Annotated in this window: 23 protein-coding genes; 5 read left to right on the top strand and 18 right to left on the bottom strand. The window is 39.8% G+C overall.

All coding sequences use genetic code 11. The features are described from left to right. Position 1: 1 nt before the first annotated feature. From ftsL to NST12_RS06160, 5 genes are all read right to left on the bottom strand, one after another. Positions 2-358, bottom strand: coding sequence for a cell division protein FtsL (gene ftsL, locus NST12_RS06180; protein WP_048623097.1), 357 nt, complete (start codon positions 356-358; stop codon positions 2-4). An 18-nt stretch (positions 359-376) separates the two neighbouring features. Further along, entirely contained in the window at positions 377-1,312 is a 936-nt protein-coding gene (gene rsmH / locus NST12_RS06175) for a 16S rRNA (cytosine(1402)-N(4))-methyltransferase RsmH (protein WP_048623096.1), read from the bottom strand. Positions 1,313-1,332: 20 nt separating this feature from the next. Continuing rightward, the gene (mraZ, locus tag NST12_RS06170; RefSeq protein WP_003354473.1) at positions 1,333-1,764 is read right to left on the bottom strand and encodes a division/cell wall cluster transcriptional repressor MraZ; all 432 of its coding nucleotides are present in this window, start codon (positions 1,762-1,764) and stop codon (positions 1,333-1,335) included. 351 nt (positions 1,765-2,115) lie between these two features. Beyond that, positions 2,116-3,744 carry a bacillithiol biosynthesis cysteine-adding enzyme BshC gene (gene bshC / locus NST12_RS06165; RefSeq protein ID WP_048623095.1) on the bottom strand — a complete coding sequence of 543 codons (1,629 nt, stop codon included), beginning with the start codon at positions 3,742-3,744 and terminating at the stop codon, positions 2,116-2,118. Positions 3,745-3,822: 78 nt separating this feature from the next. Next, entirely contained in the window at positions 3,823-4,740 is a 918-nt protein-coding gene (locus NST12_RS06160) for a 2-dehydropantoate 2-reductase (RefSeq protein WP_169799152.1), read from the bottom strand. 316 nt (positions 4,741-5,056) lie between these two features. Here NST12_RS06160 and NST12_RS06155 point away from each other — a divergent pair, with 316 nt between their 5' ends. Continuing rightward, positions 5,057-5,515: an N-acetyltransferase gene (locus NST12_RS06155; RefSeq protein WP_048623093.1), complete on the top strand. Its 459-nt coding sequence runs from the start codon at positions 5,057-5,059 to the stop codon at positions 5,513-5,515. A 59-nt stretch (positions 5,516-5,574) separates the two neighbouring features. On the opposite strand, the gene NST12_RS06150 is transcribed toward NST12_RS06155, so the two are convergent. The 3 genes from NST12_RS06150 to NST12_RS06140 form a co-directional block, all read right to left on the bottom strand. Continuing rightward, positions 5,575-6,120 (bottom strand): RsfA family transcriptional regulator, encoded by a 546-nt coding sequence (locus tag NST12_RS06150; protein ID WP_048623092.1) that lies wholly within the window; start codon positions 6,118-6,120, stop codon positions 5,575-5,577. A 425-nt stretch (positions 6,121-6,545) separates the two neighbouring features. Then, positions 6,546-6,719 (bottom strand): 50S ribosomal protein L32, encoded by a 174-nt coding sequence (gene rpmF / locus NST12_RS06145; protein ID WP_003354468.1) that lies wholly within the window; start codon positions 6,717-6,719, stop codon positions 6,546-6,548. A 64-nt stretch (positions 6,720-6,783) separates the two neighbouring features. Then, entirely contained in the window at positions 6,784-7,314 is a 531-nt protein-coding gene (locus tag NST12_RS06140; RefSeq protein ID WP_327832439.1) for a YceD family protein, read from the bottom strand. A 181-nt stretch (positions 7,315-7,495) separates the two neighbouring features. Here NST12_RS06140 and NST12_RS06135 point away from each other — a divergent pair, with 181 nt between their 5' ends. Continuing rightward, the gene (locus tag NST12_RS06135; protein ID WP_048623090.1) at positions 7,496-8,707 is read left to right on the top strand and encodes a nucleotidyltransferase; all 1,212 of its coding nucleotides are present in this window, start codon (positions 7,496-7,498) and stop codon (positions 8,705-8,707) included. Between the two features lie 142 nt (positions 8,708-8,849). Here the strand turns inward: NST12_RS06135 and NST12_RS06130 are convergent, their stop codons facing one another. Both NST12_RS06130 and NST12_RS06125 read right to left on the bottom strand, forming a co-directional pair. Next, positions 8,850-9,908 carry a SepM family pheromone-processing serine protease gene (locus NST12_RS06130; protein WP_003354463.1) on the bottom strand — a complete coding sequence of 353 codons (1,059 nt, stop codon included), beginning with the start codon at positions 9,906-9,908 and terminating at the stop codon, positions 8,850-8,852. Beyond that, a complete protein-coding gene (locus tag NST12_RS06125) occupies positions 9,889-10,725 on the bottom strand; it encodes a patatin-like phospholipase family protein (protein ID WP_174521024.1) in 837 nt (278 codons plus the stop codon). Before NST12_RS06125 ends, NST12_RS06130 begins: the two co-directional genes overlap by 20 nt. A 170-nt stretch (positions 10,726-10,895) precedes the next feature. On the opposite strand from NST12_RS06125, the gene ylbJ reads away from it, so the two are divergent. Continuing rightward, entirely contained in the window at positions 10,896-12,113 is a 1,218-nt protein-coding gene (ylbJ, locus tag NST12_RS06120; protein WP_156179223.1) for a sporulation integral membrane protein YlbJ, read from the top strand. Between the two features lie 55 nt (positions 12,114-12,168). On the opposite strand, the gene coaD is transcribed toward ylbJ, so the two are convergent. Beyond that, positions 12,169-12,669 carry a pantetheine-phosphate adenylyltransferase gene (coaD, locus tag NST12_RS06115; protein ID WP_003354460.1) on the bottom strand — a complete coding sequence of 167 codons (501 nt, stop codon included), beginning with the start codon at positions 12,667-12,669 and terminating at the stop codon, positions 12,169-12,171. A 2-nt stretch (positions 12,670-12,671) separates the two neighbouring features. Continuing rightward, positions 12,672-13,244: a 16S rRNA (guanine(966)-N(2))-methyltransferase RsmD gene (gene rsmD / locus NST12_RS06110; protein WP_048623089.1), complete on the bottom strand. Its 573-nt coding sequence runs from the start codon at positions 13,242-13,244 to the stop codon at positions 12,672-12,674. 537 nt (positions 13,245-13,781) lie between these two features. Between rsmD and NST12_RS06105 the strand changes: the two genes are divergently transcribed. Continuing rightward, a complete protein-coding gene (locus NST12_RS06105) occupies positions 13,782-14,171 on the top strand; it encodes a DUF7147 family protein (RefSeq protein ID WP_048623088.1) in 390 nt (129 codons plus the stop codon). Positions 14,172-14,304: 133 nt separating this feature from the next. On the opposite strand, the gene NST12_RS06100 is transcribed toward NST12_RS06105, so the two are convergent. From NST12_RS06100 to ylbD, 6 genes are all read right to left on the bottom strand, one after another. Further along, positions 14,305-14,580, bottom strand: coding sequence for a YlbG family protein (locus NST12_RS06100; protein WP_048623087.1), 276 nt, complete (start codon positions 14,578-14,580; stop codon positions 14,305-14,307). 139 nt (positions 14,581-14,719) lie between these two features. Beyond that, the gene (locus tag NST12_RS06095; RefSeq protein WP_003354456.1) at positions 14,720-15,163 is read right to left on the bottom strand and encodes a YlbF family regulator; all 444 of its coding nucleotides are present in this window, start codon (positions 15,161-15,163) and stop codon (positions 14,720-14,722) included. 55 nt (positions 15,164-15,218) lie between these two features. Further along, positions 15,219-15,611, bottom strand: a complete 393-nt coding sequence (locus NST12_RS06090; RefSeq protein WP_048623086.1) for a lipoprotein — start codon at positions 15,609-15,611, stop codon at positions 15,219-15,221. A gap of 686 nt (positions 15,612-16,297) precedes the next feature. Beyond that, positions 16,298-16,555, bottom strand: a complete 258-nt coding sequence (locus NST12_RS06085; protein ID WP_048623085.1) for a YlbE-like family protein — start codon at positions 16,553-16,555, stop codon at positions 16,298-16,300. A 416-nt stretch (positions 16,556-16,971) separates the two neighbouring features. Next, positions 16,972-18,255, bottom strand: coding sequence for an IS110 family transposase (locus tag NST12_RS06080; RefSeq protein WP_270584767.1), 1,284 nt, complete (start codon positions 18,253-18,255; stop codon positions 16,972-16,974). A 123-nt stretch (positions 18,256-18,378) separates the two neighbouring features. Beyond that, positions 18,379-18,789: a YlbD family protein gene (gene ylbD / locus NST12_RS06075; RefSeq protein WP_053083227.1), complete on the bottom strand. Its 411-nt coding sequence runs from the start codon at positions 18,787-18,789 to the stop codon at positions 18,379-18,381. A 133-nt stretch (positions 18,790-18,922) separates the two neighbouring features. Here ylbD and NST12_RS06070 point away from each other — a divergent pair, with 133 nt between their 5' ends. After that, complete coding sequence (locus NST12_RS06070; RefSeq protein ID WP_048623084.1) at positions 18,923-19,405, top strand: PaaI family thioesterase; 483 nt, start codon at positions 18,923-18,925, stop codon at positions 19,403-19,405. Positions 19,406-19,440: the final 35 nt, after the last annotated feature.

The following is a 19,440-nucleotide window of genomic DNA, read 5'->3' as shown; positions in this document are numbered from 1 at the left end:
GTTACTGCACAACCTTAATGTTTTGTTGATTCAAGTTTAGCCCTTGTTGTCTTGCCTTTTCCCAAATTTTTTTATATGTACTGTCTTCGCTGATTTGCATTTGTAAATCCTTGTTCACTTTTTGTTGATTTTTTACTTTTGCTTCGATCTGTTGGATTTCCTTATTCGTTTGATAAATGGCTGTTTCAGTTGAAATAATTTTCACGGACAGCACACAAAAAAACAATGCAAAAACAACGATCATCACTTTTTCACCCGGAGTAAGCCACCTTTTGTGGCGGCGTACTTTCTTGGGTGCTATCGGTTTCCGTAATTCCGGTTCCTCGAACACTTGTACTTTTCGCGCTACATTCGCCATCGTTTTCCCCCACTCATTTTAGATTTTTTCTGCGATTCTTAGCTTAGCCGAACGGGCACGGTTGTTGTTCATGATTTCTGCTTCATTCGGTACAATAGGCTTTTTCGTTATCACTTTTAATTTTGGTCTGTATTCTTCCGGAAGTATCGGCAAACCCGGAGGTAAATCCGGAGCTGAACTTAGCGATTTAAATATTTGCTTGCAAATGCGGTCCTCCAATGAATGAAACGTGATGACACTAATTCGTCCTCCGGGATTCAATAATTCAATTGCATCATTCAACGACTGTTCAAATGCGGATAGCTCATCATTGACGGCAATTCTGATCGCTTGAAATACCCGTTTGGCAGGATGTCCGCCTTTTCTTCGAGCAGGAGCCGGAATGGCTTCCTTAATTAGCTCCACAAGCTGGCCAGTCGTCTCAATTGGTGCTTTTTTTCGTGCTTCTTCAATTTTTCGGGCGATTGGCTTGGAAAATTTTTCTTCCCCGTATCGGAAAAAGATTCGGACTAGATCTTCGTATGGCCATTCATTGACGATTTCATATGCCGTTCGTTCCCCATCGAGATCCATCCGCATATCAAGAGGAGCATCATGATGATAGCTGAACCCCCGCTCCGGCGTGTCCAGCTGGGGAGAAGATACCCCGAGATCATATAAAATTCCGTCTACTTTATAGCATCCAATCGATTCCAATTCTTGTTTGATGAATCGGAAATTGCTTTTGACAAAAGTGATTTGATCTCGATAATCAGCCAATTTTTCTTTAGCAAATTGCAGTGCCGTGACATCTTGATCGAATGCAATTAATCGTCCTCGTTTCGATAATTTCGATGCCAAATATTGGCTGTGTCCTCCACCACCAAGTGTGCAGTCCACATAAATACCGTCGGGCCGTACATTCAGTCCGTCCACTGCCTCTTTTAATAAAACTGTTTCATGCACAAAATTCATTTACATCCATCCAATCGAATCTAAATATCAAAATCAATCATATTCTCAGCAATCTCTGTAAAAGACTCTTCCGACTTTGCAAAATAGTCTTCCCAAATCGGTTTACTCCAAATCTCAATTCGATTGGAAACTCCCAAAACTACACATTCCTTTTCCAATTGAGCGTATTGCAGAAGAGTCGAGGGAATATTGATTCTTCCTTGTTTGTCCAGTTCGCATTCCGTTGCTCCCGAAAAGAAAAATCTCGTGAAGCTTCGTGCGTCTTTTTTTGTAAGGGGCAATGCTTTTAATTTTTCTTCTAATATTTTCCATTCCTGAAGGGGATAGCCAAACAAACATTGATCCAATCCTCTGGTCAAAACAAACGTTTCACCAAGGTCTTCCCTGAATTTAGCGGGGATGATCAATCTTCCTTTTGCATCAATGCTATGCCGGTATTCCCCCATGAACATCACTGAGCCCCCACTTTCTAACCTAACTGTACCACATTCCCCCACTTTTCTCCACATCTAATTATTTCTTTAAACATTAAAGATTTCCTCTTTTTGAAAAAAATTTTAATCTCCAATTTGATTTTTTATATTCTTGTCTATGAAAATAACTCGTTCACTCGTTTCACTATACTCACTTCACACTTATCTTCTCCGCTTCATGAAGAAAACGGAATGACATTCTAAATAAGTTTCGCTTGCTTTTCAACCAAAAGCGCGGCGCTTCTTTATTCCGAAGAATCGACAGTTTTGGCCGCTCCATACAATCCATTAAAATAGAAAAAACCGGCCAAAGCCGGTCGTTGTAAGCATCTAAATTTTGACTAGTTGATGGGTGCCGTCAAACGTGAACGGCAATTCCATTAGATCGTGAATAAAGGAAACACCGTATTGGTTCATAAAATAAAAGAGGTTCCACACTCTTTCTTGAGGACCGCCGTTCGGATGAAGGCTGTTTTCGATGCGATCGTACTTTTGGAGAATGGCTTGATGTTTGACCATAAGGTTTTGGTCGGTTTTTTTCTTAAGATAATCCAGCTGTCGAAAATGAAATTCAAGATTTTTTTCTATAAGAGAAAGGGGGCCTAAATTCATTTTGCGGGCTCTGTCTTTTATTTTTTCATAATGCTTCATTAAATCCTCTTTCGTCGTCTCGATCAAATCGTGGAAAGTATCGTCTCGAACAGTATCCCAATATTGATTCTTTTCGCTGGAAATGCCCGATTCTATAGCTGTTTTGACATCTATTCCCAGCACTTCAAGATCTCTTGCCACACTTCTTTCCAAAAGAGTGATATTCAGACGCGGAAGGATTGGCGGCACTTTCATATCCAGAAACTCAAAAGCTTGTTTTAATTCAGCCCAATAAGCGATTTCACCAGGCCCCGCTATAAATGCCAGCGTTGGAAACAACTGTTCTTGCATGATCGGTCTCGTGACCACATTATTGCTAAAACATTGCGGAGCTGTTTTCAGTCGATCAAGCAAATGTTCAATTTCCAATTCGATTTCGCCATTTTTACCTGTAAAACGTTCTTTCTCTTTATTGTATTCAAGCAAAATTCGTTCTCCACATTCGTATAGAAAAAGGTTTGCCGCTTCCTCACTCAATTCGATCATATTGGAAAATCCAGCTTGACGAATTATCGATTGCTGCTCTAACACTTTTTCCGTAATACTCTCATTTTCGAGGATCATATTTCGAAAATAAGGGATTTCCAGTTTGCGCAACGGCTCAAACGCTGAATCGATCAGTAAAAGACCGTAATGGCAAAATAATCGGGCGATCAGGTAGCGAAAAAAATCAGTAATGGTTTCTGAACATTCAATGGCTTCCCGAAGCAAGTCAAGCAGACCGTTAGTATGCTCTGTCTCTCCGAACTGCCGTATAATCTCTTCGACCCACTTTTGCATCAATGCTTTATTAAAGGAGATATCAGAGACCATCTTTTTTCCTAAAACGCTTTCCGTATAAGAGAACTTTTCCATTTTCGTTCCTTTTTGAACATAAAGATGGTTCACTTCCAAGAAATCGTGATCTTCTCCAGCAATCCAAAAAACAGGCACTATAGGTACGCCTAGCTTTTCCTCCTGCAGACCGGCAAAGCGAATAACCGAAATGATTTTATGAATGGTATAAAGAGGGCCTGTCATTAGCCCCGCTTGCTGTCCGCCCAAAACCACCGCCGAATGTGGGAGCTTCAACTTGTGAATGGATCGCTGAACAGCGGGAATATGTAAAAAATCTTCCATATATTTTTCCAGACAACCGGCTAATTCATATCGCAAAAAAGTCCGGTTTTCAAGTTCTCTTAGTCTTTTTTCAAAAACATAAGGATCAGATAAACGATAATGAAAAAAATCCACAACCGGTTTTTCTTGTTTTAAGTAAGATGAAGCAAATAAGTTGATCGCTGGAATTTGAATGTTTTCCAGTTTCATATATATGTACTCTCCTTCTTCAGGCATGTCGTTTTCAAATACCACGTTTATGACAAATTTGGAAAGGATCCTTAATCATTAATCGAGGTCCAAATGATTCTCAAGCCCTTTTATCATCCAATAAACGGTTTGAATCATAGGAGTGCTGATTTGTTCTTGTTCAGCTATCTTCAACACATATCCTAAAATGGCATCGATTTCTGTTTTTCTCCCATTCTCTAAATCCGTCAACATAGATGAACGGTTTTCCGCCGTCTTTTGAATAATTTCCAACACTTTGTTGAATGTGGCATCGGATTCATATTTTGGAAACACGGACACCAGTTCCGTAAACATGGCCGTTAACAGCTGATGATAATACGGATTTTTGATCAATTCTCCATTCGGAACTTTCAAAACAGCTGTTAGCGGGTTAATCATGGCATTAGCCAATAGTTTTGCCATCATCATGTTTTGATAATTTTGATGAAATTGGAAAGGGAACGACCCATTTGTCTGCGACACGAAATGCTCAAGAAATTGCCGGGATCCCCGATAAACCGACACATTGGTTATTCCCCTTCCCCTTACTTGGACGATAGTATCTTTTTCTTTCAAAACACCGTGTTCGACGGTTCCTAAAAAGACATTTTTTTGAGGAAGCTGTTCCAAAAGAAAAAGATGGCCCATCCCATTTTGCAAAAACAATAACGAGACATCCGGGGACAATTGTTGGAAAAACGGGACCATCCCTTGTAAATGATATTGTTTCACAGCAACTAATAAGAGATCCTCGTCAATCGAATCCGCCTCGGTCAATTGTTTGACCCGTACGATCGCTCTTTTCTCACGACCATTTTCTCTTAAGGTGATTCCATTTTCTTGAATGGCTTTGCTTTGTCTGGATGTTCTTGTATAAAGGGTTACCGGAAACCATTTTGATAGATTGGCAGCATAATATAACCCGATAGAACCGCCGCCGATGACACCAATTTTCATTTCACTTTTTATGCTCATCATCCATTCCCCTTGTCTGCAGTCCTCTCTGCTTTCATGCTCTTTTATTTCGTTCATTTAAAACTTTTCCAAAGTCTGATTTCATCAACCAATATCATCTTTTCTTCACTTCATACACATTTTATCAGAATGCCAACTCTTTGATAACCATTTTCCTTGGCGAGATGGCCATCCCGGATCGCAGATGAGAAAACGTTTACATATTTCAATCGAATCATATATAATAAAATTAAGAAAATAAACTCAAAATATCCCATATCGCTTTTTTCACCTGTATAGATGGATCATCCTTCAATAAACAAGGGGGTTTTCGCCTATGACAATAAAAGTGGAAAACTTAAAAGTAAATTTCAAAACATTAGAGGAATTCACTCAATTTAAAGAATACGGGCTTCAAGAACTTTCCATGCTGGAAGAATTGGAATATTCCTTAGTAGAAGACGCAGCGGCTTCTCCTTTTTACGGAATCTACTTTGGAGACAAATTGGTTGCACGCATGTGCTTATATGTGAAAGACGGCCACTTGGATGGCGCCATTCAAGAATATGATAAGCATTTGGAAATTTGGAAATTAGAAGTGCTTCCACAATACCAATTTAAAGGGTATGGACGAATGCTTGTGGACTATGCCAAACATTTCAATTTGCCGATTGTGACAAGACCTCGTGTAAAATCACAAGATTTTTGGGTCAAAATGGGGTTCCAATCATTATCTGAAGACTCTTCCCGCCTTGTCTGGATACCCGATTCCATCAGCACAAAAAAAATAAGCTGATGAAAAGAAAGACGGATCAAGTGTTTCCCGGTTGATCCGTCCTTTTTTCATTTCGACGTTTAATTTCTTTCATCTACCGCTAATTTCCTTGCTCTTTCCATAATATACAGAAGCGAACGATAATCCTCTTCCAATTGATCATATTTTGTTTTCAGCTGTTCGAATTGTTTTTTTTCTTCATTCAATTGCGCCGTCAATGCCTCTATTTCCCTTCCTAGCAATTGTTTTTCTTTTACAACCTGATCATATTGGTCAGCCTTCTTTAGCTTTTCGGTCAAATAAACAATGATTTCGTCAGCCGTTTGTGTATCATTGCTTTTTAAATTAGAATTTTCTAAAGAATCGGTGCCTGCCTCATTTTCATGCAAAAATTCTTTTTTTACTTGTTTTCGTTGTTTTTTGGCCAGTTCGATTCCCGATTGATATTGTTTCCTTACATAAGAGTTCCACCGAAAGCCACAAGCAGCGGCTGTTCTGGAAAGCTTTTTTCCAACTTCTTCAAAAGCCTTTAATTGCGTGCTTCCGTCACGAATATGCCGCAATACCACCTCCGCCAACAAAACATCTTCATCTTGAGTCCATGCATCTTGACGCATTGCAGACAAGTCTATCCCCCCACTATCAGTTTATAGAGCCTTAAAAACCGCAAAACCGGCTCTAAAAGTTTTTCCTTCGTAAAAAGCCGGTAGTAGTTCCGCTTTATAGTAATACATATGTTGGTAGTAGAAGTGATAGACTGTTTCACGTTCAAATTTCTTTTTTATTTTGAAAAGATAAGACCTGCACATTTTTAATTTGTTTTTCGTTTAAACAACCGGGAAGTAATTTAGCATGATTTCAAAAGCTAAGTCACCCCCTGAACACGTCAAAGAGTAAAGGATGTCAGGAGTTTTATTCCACATCCTTCCAAAACCTTTATCACTGAGAACATTTTGGTTGAAAGCGAACCAGTCATTACACGGATTATAGAGCTCTCTTTGCAGCCATGCAAAAAACGCGAAGGATAAACTTCCTTCGCGTTTTTTGAAGATTATTTATTCACAACTTCTTTTCCTTTGTAAGTTCCGCATGATGGACATACACGGTGAGCAAGTTTCATTTCACCGCAGTTTGGGCATTCTACCATTCCTGGTACTTGCAATTTATAATGAGTACGACGTTTGTTTTTTCTTGTTTTAGATGTTCTTCTAAAAGGTACTGCCATTTTTCCCACCTCCTTACAGAGAGCTATAATCTATGAAGGCCAGAATAAGCTGGTTCTTCTCGGTTTATTTGTCATCAGCAAAAAGATCAGCCAGCTTTGCCAAACGTGGATCTATTTTTTCGCTTTCTTCTTGAAGAAGTTGATCCTCCGTCAACAGCTTCCAATCTTTTCCTGATGGAAGTTCTTTCTTCTTCGCATCTTCACTAATCACTTGCAATGGCACTTCTGCCAATAACATTTCCTTTATGACAGGCAACAAATCCAGCGTATCCCCTTGAACCTTATGGACATCTTCATCTTCCCAATCCTGTCCGGGCCATTCTTTCAAGACGTATATCTCGGTTGAATCGATCGCAAACGGGTACGGTACATCGACCAACGTCCGAGCGCACGGAAGAATAAATTGACCCGTGACATGAAGATGAAACGTCACTTTTTCAGAACTTATATCAGCTCTTCCCGTAATATGTACGGGGGAAAGATCGCGGATTTGTTCATCCATTTGTTTTAATTCCGGTATCTCTACCGTCTCGTCAATGATAAAGTCATCACGATTTTTTCGTAATTGTGCAACGGACCACTTCAAAAAAATCACCTCAAGGCAACAGAAATAATTATATATTCCCCTTATATGATTGTCAACTTTTTTTCTTTACAGGATAAAGAAAACTATTCTTAGTATACCACTTTTTCATCTATTATCTTCTTTTTGTTGATCCATCCATCCTTCCCCGCTAGAATGAAAATAACAATTTGCTTTCAAAGGATGAGAAAACATGAAAAGTGCTGGAATTGTGGTTGAATATAATCCTTTTCATAACGGCCACCTGCATCATATTTTGCAAACGAAACGAATAACAGGCGCTGAAGTGCTGATCGCCGTGATGAGCGGCCATTTTTTGCAAAGAGGGGAACCGGCACTCCTTTCCAAATGGGCGAGGGCAAAAATGGCCCTGCATTCCGGAGTTGACCTTGTCGTGGAGCTCCCTTATTATTTTGCCACTCAGAAGGCCGAAACCTTTGCTTTCGGAGCCATTGCTCTTTTACACGAGCTCGGTGTGGACAGTTTTTGTTTTGGAAGCGAATCAGGGGATATCAAAGCGTTTGAAAAAACGGCCAACTTGTTGGAAGAACAAAATGAACAGATTCAAAACGAAGTACAAAAATGGATCAAAACGGGCATAAGCTACCCAAAGGCTCAATCACTGGCCATGAAAAATGTTTTAAAAAACGTTTCTCTTTTAGATACGTCCAAGCCCAATAATATTTTGGGCCTTCAATACATCAAAGCAAAGAATCGACTGTCACCGGACATGAAAGCGTATACGATCCCTCGCCAAGGAGCCGGATACCACGATAAACAACCGAACAAGTCGATAGCAAGCGCTACCGGGATTCGCCATTCTATTTTTCATCCAAATGGTGTTCGGTTAGACGGTGTAAAACCCTATGTTCCGAACGCGACCTTTACCGAATTAAAAAAATATCTATCCACTTTCGGAGTTCTCCATCATTGGGAATTGTATTGGCCTTATTTGCAATATCAATTGCTTTCTGCCAAGCCGGAAGAACTGCAGTCGATCTACGAAGTGGAAGAAGGAATTGAATATCGGCTGATCGAGGCGGCCCATCAATCCACTTCTTTCCAACAGTTTATGGAATCCGTTAAAACAAAGCGATATACATGGACACGCCTGCAACGAATGTGCGTACATATTTTAACTCATGCTTCAAAAGAACAGATGGCGGCTGAATCAGACTATCCTTCCTATATCAGAGTGCTAGGGATGACATCAAAAGGGCGGGAATATTTAAGAAATGTAAAAAAAACATTACAGATTCCATTGATCGCCAAGGCGTCCGCTTATCGGAATCTGCTTACAGCTGATATAAAAGCGACTAATATTTTCGCAATAGGATTGCCTTCAAACAAACGTTCAGCGCTGCTTAACAGCGATCTTCTCTTTTCCCCGGTCATCATCCCTTAATTGGTTATATCTTCACCAGAAATGAAGAGACAAACGGAAGATGGAATGAAAAACAGGTTTCCTTTCGTTTGGAGGGTTTGTTTTTGGCCCTGATCCAAAATGATGAGGCATCCCGGTTCTCGTTCCATTTTTTTGTATCTCATCATTCCTTTGGTTTTAGTTTCTGCAAATAATCAAGGGCATCATCCAACGTTTTGACGGGAACAATTTTCATATTCGTTTTCGTATCTTTTGCCGCCTTTACCGCTTCTTGATAATTCGTTTGTATTTCCGGGTGCTTCTTCTTCCATTCTTTCGGGATTGGATCATTAGGAGCGAAAAAGATATCCGCTCCAGCTTTATCAGCGGCCACTACTTTATAAGCAATTCCTCCAATTCGACCAACGGTTCCATCCGGAGAAATGGTCCCTGTACCAGCAATTTTATATCCTTTTGTAATATCTTGTTTCACTAACTGATTATAGATTTCCAAACTGAACATGAGTCCTGCAGAAGGTCCGCCAATGTTTTTCGTGTTGATCGTCACTTTAGGATGAGTGGTTACTTTTATATCGTCCATTAATCCTATTCCAATGCCAGTTTTATGTTTCTGCATAGGGAATTTCATTGTACTGATCGGTTTTGTGATTTGTTTTTCTTTGCGAACAAAAGTGACTTTCAACTGTGTACCCGGTGGTTTAGATTGGACATATTTCATAAATTGCGAGGATGAAACTAAATTCCTGCCGTCTACCGCAATAATCCTATCTCCTGGCTTTAATACCTTTTCTGCGGGCATATCAGGAAAAACATCCAACACATACACTCCTTTAAAGTCAGTACGATACGGCCGTTTGATTTTATGGAAAGCGGCCATGATCGCATTATTTTTTGAGCTGTTCATATCATATAGTTGGCGGACATTGTATTCTTCATCTGTTTCCTCATCGCCAAACAATTCTTTTTCCGGGATAATGTCTTCATACTTGCGAATAGAAGCCAACAAATAAGTCGGAAGAGTGGCTTTTACAATCTTCACTGTAGTCAGCATCAGTTCTCCTTTTTCCTTTGTCCCGCCTTCGACCTTGATGACCGAATCCAGTTCATGGGCGATTCCCGGCTCCGTAATATAAAAAGGAAGAGGGAAAAATAGCACTGCAGCTAAACATAATCCTGTTATAAATAAAAAAAAGTATGACTTTTTAGTTCGTTTCACCCTCATGGTTCTCCTTCCAGTCGTCTATAATAGTTAAAATTTCAGGAATCTTTTTGCGGGCTTCATTTTCACCTGCTTGAATAATTTCTTGGATATTGGTAAAACTTCGCGAATTGAATTTTTCTACTGGTGGTTTGATCATGAGATGTGATTCTACCGTACGATTTTCCATCGCTTCTAGCTGTAAAATGTCGATGCTCTGAATGATGACGTCATAAATCGTCGAAATATCCGTCCCTTTTTTCACTCCCGACACATCAACCCCGATGATAATATCCGCCCCCATTTCCTTTACTACCGAAACAGGGACACGATCGACCACCCCACCGTCCACCAATAGTTTACCGTTCCATTTTTCTGGGACAAAGATTCCGGGAATGGAAATGCTCGCCCTTACGGCATCCGCTACAGGACCTTTCGTGAATACCACTTTTTCTGCTTGCTTCAGATCCGTGGCGACAATCGCAACGGGCAACATTAAGTCTTCAATATTTTTGCCATGAGTCAATAAACGAATCATGTCTTTGATTCGATTGCCCGCAATCAATCCCATTTTAGGGACAGTAAAATCTAAAAAGAACTTTTTCCGAAACGCTAAGGAAAACTTGCTTAATTGCTCCATACTGTGGCCCGCACCATAAAAACTCGCGACAAGAGCACCCATACTGCTGCCTGCAATCATATCTATAGGAATGGAAGCCTCTTGAAATGCTTTTAACACCCCCACGTGGGCAAATCCCTTTGCTCCCCCGGATCCGAGAGCAAGACCGATCTTAGGTTTTGCCAAAACTTCTCCGACCTCCTTTTCTATCAGCTTCCACATTTCCGGTATTTCTTTTTCGGCTCAACTCATTTGTTATCATATGGTCTATTTCAAAAACGTATGAGTATATTGAATTATCAGGACAAGAATTTCACGGCAGTCATCTTTTTCCCTATCTTTTACCTTTCCCTGCCATTTAAGAGCGAAACTTCAGATAGGAGGTACAGAACTTGACCCCTTCCAAATTAAAAACGGCTGTTTTAGCGCTAATGGCGACCATCTTTACGTTTTCTTTGATTGCGTTTCCAGAAGAGGCGTTTGAAGCATCCATTAGAGGATTAAATATGTGGTGGGAGGTAGTATTTCCTTCCCTGCTTCCATTTTTTATCATATGTGAAATGTTGATCGGCTTTGGAGTTGTCAAATTTATCGGTGTCTTGCTAGAGCCATTAATGCGCCCTTTGTTCCGCGTACCAGGTGCCGGTGGATTTGTCTGGGCGATGGGAATTGCATCCGGATTTCCGGCAGGGGCAAAACTGACAGCCAGGTTGCGCCAGGAAGGACAGCTGACTCGAAATGAAGCAGAAAGGTTAGTGTCTTTCACGAATTCTTCTAACCCGTTATTTATTTTTGGAGCCGTTTCAGTAGGATTTTTTTATAATCCCCATCTCGGCGTCATTCTAGCTCTCTCTCACTATTGCGGGAATTTTCTTGTTGGTTTAACCATGAGATTTTACGGAGAAGACCGGAGAGAAAAAAGAACAAAGAATAAGCAAACCTCTCTCTTAAAAGCAGCGTTTCACGCCTTGCATGAAACAAGAATAAAAGAAAACAGACCGATCGGAAAACTATTGGGAGATTCCGTTATGTCATCCATTCAAACTCTTTTGATGATCGGCGGATTTATTATTTTATTTTCCGTCGTCAATAAGCTATTGTACCTTCTACATATTACGTCTTTTGTCAGTCAAATCGTTCAAGCCATTTTTTCCCTGTTCGGGCTTTCTGCAAGCTTAAGCATCCCTTTTATATCAGGATTGTTTGAAATTACGCTTGGCAGCCAAATGATCAGCCAAGTCCCCCACGTACCGACGATTGAACAAGCAGTCCTTGTCAGCTTTATTCTGGCCTTCAACGGATTTAGTGTTCAAGCACAAGTGGCGAGCATCTTGGCGCAAACGGATATACGCTTTAAACCCTTTTTCTTTGCTCGTTTGCTTCACGGCATTTATGCTTCGACGATAGCTTTTTTGCTTTGGCCGCTTTTATACGAGCACTTTTTCAAAAATGGAGAAACCCTTCATTCCCTTCCGGTTTTCAGAAGTGGAAGTCAATCCATGTCTTTGCTTCACTGGTTTGAAAACAACGGCCCCTTCATCACCATTTGCGCACTAGTGGTCTATTTATTTCTCTACGCTCGCCGTTCTTTTCCTGAACGAATACGTTAAGGCAAAGCCAGCCATTACGGAGGAATATCCCTTCCACAATGGCTGGTTTTGTTCGCTACTTTTGACCGTTGTGCAATTTTTTGAATTTCTCCTTTAACGCCTTCTCTACCTCTTTTGGAACAAGAGCCGAAATTTCAGCATTATATTCTGCTGCTTCTTTAATAATGCTGGAACTCAAAAAGGAGTATTGGTTGTTTGTCATCATAAAAAAAGTCTCAATATTTTCATCGAGAAATTTGTTCATCGAGGTGATTTGCATCTCATATTCAAAATCAGAAACAGCTCGGAGGCCTCTTAGAATGACATTGGCATTGACGCTTTTGGCATAATCTACAAGCAAACCATGGAAAGAATCAATTTCCACATTCGGTATATGTTTTGTCACTTTACGGATCAATTCCATCCTCTCTTCCACTGTAAACAACGGTTTTTTTGCAAAATTGTGAAGTACCGCTACATATACCTTATCGAATACTTTCGCTCCTCTTTGAATGATATCCAGATGACCGTTTGTAATCGGATCAAAACTCCCTGGACATACGGCAATCCTTGTCATTTCTAATCCCCCTTTTCTTCTGTGTCCTCTGTCATTCGATAAATGGTGACCCCAATGATTCCATAAGTCTCATGTTTCCATTGCCGAAGATTTCCTGATCGGGCAGGGAGCGTGACTTCTTTACTGTGTTCACAAACGATAAAGCCATTTTCTTTTATGTATCCATTATTAAAAATACTCAAAAGCTCCTCCAATTTTTGTTTTCTATAAGGTGGATCCAAAAACACACCATCAAATCGGATTCCCCTTTTCTTTAGAACTTGCAAAGCTCGAAAAGAGTCATTTCGATATACTTCGCTTTGTTCCCGGAAACCACAAAAGTCGATATTGGCATGGATAGTCTGAATCGCTTTTGAATCTTTATCGACAAAAATCATTTTTTCGAATCCCCGACTTAAGGCTTCTATGCCTAACCCGCCGCTCCCTGCAAACAAATCTAGACCAATACCTCCGGAAAAATATGGTCCTACCATATTAAAAATCGCTTCTTTTACCTTATCGGTAGTCGGTCGAGTCGATTTTCCGGGAACAGCTTTCAATTGTTTTCCTTTACAAATTCCAGAAATAACTCGCATGTTTACTCACCATTGTTATAAAAATTCTTTCTCATGGTAACATAATTTGATCATCATCGCCACTAGGAAGCGTTTTCATCATCATTCTCATTGTTTCTTATGGCAGATGCTTTCCATTCTTTACGTATAAATCGAAAGAAAACGGGAACAATAAAAGTGACAGCACCAAAAAGGAAGGTGTTGTTGTCAACCGCGGAGAAGACTTACGTTTCCCCATAAGTTCTTCCTCCGGTTTCTCCTCTCCCTTTACCTTCTATCCTTTTACTAGGAATTAGAAGGGCCCTGCAGGAAATCCTGCAGGTTTTTTTTGTTAACATTCTGCCGTCGATAAGCGCTCATAGTATTCTTGATGGACGTTTTCGACAAATATTTTTCAAGATCCTAAAACTAGCAAATTGTCCGCTTTTCTTGAAATCTCCGCGCTTTTCTCCTTTTCTCTTTTTTTGGATTCATCGTTTCTCCTCAGATTGTCATGTTGAGCTCTAGAAGCAGTCGCGCTACAATGAAAGAGAATGACAACGAGAACGGAGGATGAAGATGATTCAACGATTTATTGAACTAGGAGAAGGCTATTCCGATCTATATGAATTAATTGAAATTGCGAAATCCAATCAGCACCGCTTAGCTCATTTAATGGCTTTTCACACGACCATTGATGACCGTCCCGCAACGTCCCTTGTCGTCGTATTGAATCCAACAGAACGAGGCGAGTTTCAGCCTTTGTATATTTGCAGAGAAGGCATTCCTCATCCTAGTCATAAATCTTCTCAACGATGGAATGATTTTAAAAGTGCGGCGACCTCGCTTGGGAAGGAAATCATTGAGTTAGATGTAAAACCGTCCACATTTTTTGCCGAAAAAGAACTGTTTTATCAATATCTTATCGGCATTTTGCGGATGAATCGCTATATTCCGCCTCTTCAATAAAAAATGGAAACAGGAAACCAAGAAAGACCTCGTTCAAAAGGCTTCTATGTATCTTGGAATTTTTTCTCTGCAGCGAATGCTGCAAAAAACGGATCGATGAATTAAAAAGGGGAGGACTTCCCCTTTTTTCCCTTTATAAGCCTATCTTATAATCATATTCTTTTGCTTTATCCGGTTTTGAGTTTTCGAATTCCGTTTTTAAAAAAGGTTTAAAGGAAGGCTCTACTTTTTTGACAAAGGGTAATGTGGATATTTTTTTCATGCAGTCTTCTATTTCATCTTGGTTGCAGTACACAACCGCATACTTCATTTTTTTTGAGACATAATGGACATTTCCATATCTTCTTAACGTCTTGGCTTGTTTTAAACTATAGAGCCAAACGATCATCGCTTGTCTTGCTGTAAACATAGCATCTCCTCATTTTTCAGAATATTCACATTCAGTCTATCATAGTTTTTTATTGCAATCAATGTTCTTAGGCGCCTGTTTAAGGGATTCAAAAAGCAAAGCACGCGTTTGTTGCTTTGCTTTTTTGAAAGTATGAAATTTACGCAGAGCAGCTGCAAGCTCCTCCTGAACCGCACCCGCAACCAGATGATTTCTCGAAAAAGGGGTTACCAACCGGTACTTTAATATGCGGTGACACGGAATGAGCAATCAACAGGCTGACCTCATCCAATAATTGTTGCAATGCATTTTCCGCTTTCCGAAAATTTGCGACATTTTCATCCAGATCCATTTCTCTTTTCGCTTCACGGATATTTTTCATCACATCCGCATAATCAGGATGATAGCGTCCAAAGCGCTGTACTTCTTCATATCGTTCTTTCAACCTGGAAAAGCGGTTGATTTTTTCTTTAGTAGATGGAGTTGTATATAGTCGATCGTAACACTTTCGATATTGTTCGGCGATATCAGATTGAACAATCATCTCAGCCAATTTCTCGGCTTCTTCTATTATTTCAATCGTTTCTAATGTTGCAGCAAGCAATACAGCTCACCTCCGTGCCTTCATTTTATCACGTTTTTTGGATGGAAGGAAAGAATCAAGGCACGGTCACATAAAATTGCTTTCTTAATCCTAAAGGATGATTGTTAGTATCCTTTATTTCGATATTGATTAAATGTGTGCCGCTAGGAAGCGATTCGATGATAAAAGCAGCCGTTCTGTATTCTCCGTAGCGAACGCCATCGATGGAAACAACTGCTTTTCCCCGCTTTTTTTGATTAGATTTTGTCATAAAAGTAATATCAGGAACAAAGCATTCCACATAAAGATCATTTGATCGTACGACATGGCGGACAACAAACAGAGAAGGATTCTTTTGTCCGGCGGCCTTTGCCGACTGTTCTAACGAATGTGTTTTCGAAACATCCGGATTTTGCTGGCAAGAAGCAAGAATGAAAACGAAAAAAATGATAAAAACAATTTTCTTCATAAGAATCGTACAGGATCCCTCCCTTGGGGTTGCAGTGATCCACTATATGTGGAGGAACTATATGGATTTTGCATTCGCAAAAACACTTCCTGTACTTCCTCCCTTCTAGATATTGAATTCGTTAACATAGACTCTCAATTTTATGGCACTTTTCATCCCCTGGACATTGGTTGCATTGAGGAAGTTCGATAAAGAAAACCGTTGAAGAGCTTTTTCAACACGAAAAACGAAATGGTCCAATTTAAGTTTGATTCAAGTCAAGATGACAACTGTATCTTCAGCCGTCGAGCTGTTCGTTTGTCTTCAAAGTGACAAGATGCAAACAAATTTACTCTCTTTATCGGACAACGGAAAACAATCATTCAGTGCAAGAGAAGATCCCTTTATTTTCCCTGACAAAGCTTTAACCGTCTAATCTCTCCCCTTCTTTTCCAATCAAAATGGCATCGATGATCATAATGAGTGCTTTTTTTATAGTTTTTACCAGCGATCTTCATTTATACAAAAAAGTTGAAAAGCTTTTCCGCAGTTGTTTTCTCTTACCAAGTAAACGTTGAGTTAAAACTCCATCATTTTCATTTTGGTGTATGACGACAGAAGGCAGGAACCAGCAAAATCATTAAAATAAAGAATGAAATTCCATTCACTTCTAGACATTTGAACGATCCAAATAAAAAGAACCGTTATCACTCCGCCGGTTCTTGGTTTCCATTATTCTGGATGGATGGCAGCATGCCCATCATCATCTTTGCTATTTGAATGCCGTTTGAAAATTTTTCCATTTGATGAGGGATCGTCCTTTTAAAATAATGAAGCGATTGAATCTCAAATTTTTCTAAATCCTCAGGTCTGCGGCTTAAAATTCGGTACCATTGCGGTTGTTCCCTCAAGAATTGCCTCAATTCATTTCTGGAATAAATATAATCAACTATTTCTTTTCTCACAAACGTTCCTCCCTCAATAAAGTTTATTTTTCTCCCGAATACTCGCTTTTTCTCAAAATTTCATAGACACTTAATAGAATACACACCTCATTTAATGGATATATGTTGAATTTTTTTAAATAATTTACATGGTAGGGGGCATCCTATCAACCAAATTGTATTTATTTGGTAAAAATAAGGTATAACCGTGCTTCATCATCTCCACATCACTCACGGTCGCTAACCCTCCCACATCTCTCCGGATTGAATTCCATACATTCCTTCGTCCTGCGTATCCATGAGGTGGAGGTTGGATATGCTCCTTTGCTGGGTCACATGCCCGTATGGAATAAATAAGCTCCAACTCTGCACTATTGGTGTTTGTCATTTGAGATAATTACGGTATTCTGAAATGATTTCATGAACTTAATAAAGCCTTAAGCTGCCTGTAATGAATCGATTTGAGGCAAACCTCTCAATAACTTTGAACCATCAAATTCACACTGTTTTTGACCAATGACAAATAAGACACGTAGTAATTTACAACACAAGGCAATCAGTGACTGCTGTTTCTTCAAAGGTCGATCAGGACGCTTTGTGTAGTATTGATGCAGGGCTTTAAACGTTGGATTATGGGCAACGAGTGGACGAATGGCCAAGTATAAAGCTCTTCGCAATCGACTTCGTCCTCGTTTTGTGATCTTGGTTTGCCCCTTAAACTTCCCGGAACTATGTTCACGTAATGACAGCCCTGCCAGATTTACTAATTGCTGGGGATGACTATACTTTGTTATATCCCCGACCTCAGCGAAGAATAGCGCGACTGTTGTAGGACCTAAGCCTTGAATATTGATCATTTCCTTCGCTCCAGGTATCGTTACTACAAGTGCTTCCAGATCCTTATCTAACTGTCCTAATTGCTCTTTGTATAGCTCATATTGATCGAGTAAATAATCCAATTCACGTTTAGCAAACTTGATACCAATTTGGATACCAATGCTCTTTTTCGCTGCTTCTATTAACTTTGTAGCTCGTTTGATTCCTACACCACGGTTTACTTCTTGTTTCCATTTCGCAAGAACTTCTTCTGATGTCATTTCTTTAATCTGAGAGGGGAATGGAAAGTTTCTTAATGTACAAAGAGCTGCCTTTCCTTCCCAGTCTTTAAATACATCGAAAAACTCCGGAAAGTAACGCTGGATGTGATTTTGAATACGACCTTCTGTGATCATAAGCTGCTGGATGAGCTGATCTCTTAATTTGACGCCTTCTCTTAGCTCTGCATAGATGCCATCTAAGAGATTTGGTACGGAGTATCGCCCATCTTTAATCAGCTGTGCAATCACACGTGCATCTTTCGTATCGTTTTTAGTTGGAGAGTTATCATCCAGCTCTTTAGTTTTTTTGACATGCATAGGATTGACCAAGACAAAGTCATAACCTTTAGCAGTCAAGAAATAGGCCAGACTCAGCCAGAAATGACCGGTCGGCTCAACACCAAAAATGACATGTGTTTTTTGGTGTTCCTTTTGATGCCTCGAAACCCAATCAAGCAGTTTTTGATAGCCATGTATGCGATTTTCAAAGATCAGTCTTTTTCCAAATTCGATTCCTCGATCATCCTGAGCTCGAGCGACGTGTTTGTCTTTGGCGATATCAATGCCTACAATTAATGTTGATGGTGTAATTTGCGAGATTTTACGATTTTGCGTATAATTCATCTTGAGTCCTCCTTGGTAATTATTAATTCGGGGTCAATGCATTGACACCCTGTACTATACCAAGAGGGCTCTTTTTGTTTCAAACCTCAAATTTCTTCATTACAGGAATAGCTCCTTTTTCTTCTAGTCTTTTCGAAAACCGAAGAAAGATTGTTCCGGTCTGTTGGGAGATTGTTTTGGAGATGGGGTTGCAGAAGAATTAGTTTGAAACTGCGCCAACAAATTTTGAAGCGCACCAATGGCCTGATTCATATGATAGAGATGCTCCTGAAGCTGATTGGGATCTATTTTTTTAAGCGATGTAAAAATCGTTTCCGTCCACTTGGAACTTTTTGGCTTATCTGATTCCGAACGCTCAGCAGCTTTCTCTTTATATTTGTCCCAGAGAGGATCTTCTTCCCCAAGCAGATACCATTCCTCAAAAAATTCTTGGAGGGTTTTATCCTTATTGTTGACTTCCTGAATAATTTTCGGGTGTGCTTTGACAAATTCTTTAAATTTCAATACTTGAGGATGCAGCTGCTTTTGGCCCAAGGAACCATCACCTCCTGTTTTTCCCATTTACTACATCGTATGATTTTCACTTAAAAGAGTGATTCTCAAGATTTCTATCTCGTGATAAGATAGAAAAACAACAGTAAAACTTTTTCAGGGGGGATCGCTCAAAATGAAAGAACCATTGTTCCAGTTATTTCAACAAGTAATAGAGAAAACAAACGAAAAAGAAAAAACCATTCTTAAAGAGCTGTTGGAAAGATATGAGAATTATATCGGTTCCGATGAACCTTATTTAGGAAGATTGCTTGGAATGCAAAAAAACGTAACCGATTCCAATTGCGAAATCACGATACCTATTACTGAAATTATTCATAACCATTTAGGTATCGTTCACGGGGGGATTACGGCAACTCTTTTGGACAGCGTGATGGGAACAATAGCAAGCCATGTGGCCCCTGATGGTCATGGAGCGGTCACTTCCAACTTAAACATTCATTATATCGCCCCAGGTAAGGGAGATAGCCTTACTGCCGTTGCAAACGTCATACATAAAGGCACAAAAACGATTGTAGTAGAAGGGGAAGTCTATCTGGACAATAGAAAAAAAATTGCCCACGCTACTGGGACATTTTTTATCGTCAAGATTCGATAAAACGAAAGCGTTTTAATTAGGGGAATCATGAATGG

Origin of the sequence: Bacillus sp. FSL W8-1127, from assembly GCF_038006725.1 — a bacterium.
Lineage (GTDB): Bacteria > Bacillota > Bacilli > Bacillales > DSM-4216 > Bacillus_O > Bacillus_O smithii.
This window is presented reverse-complemented; position numbering and strand designations above follow the sequence as displayed.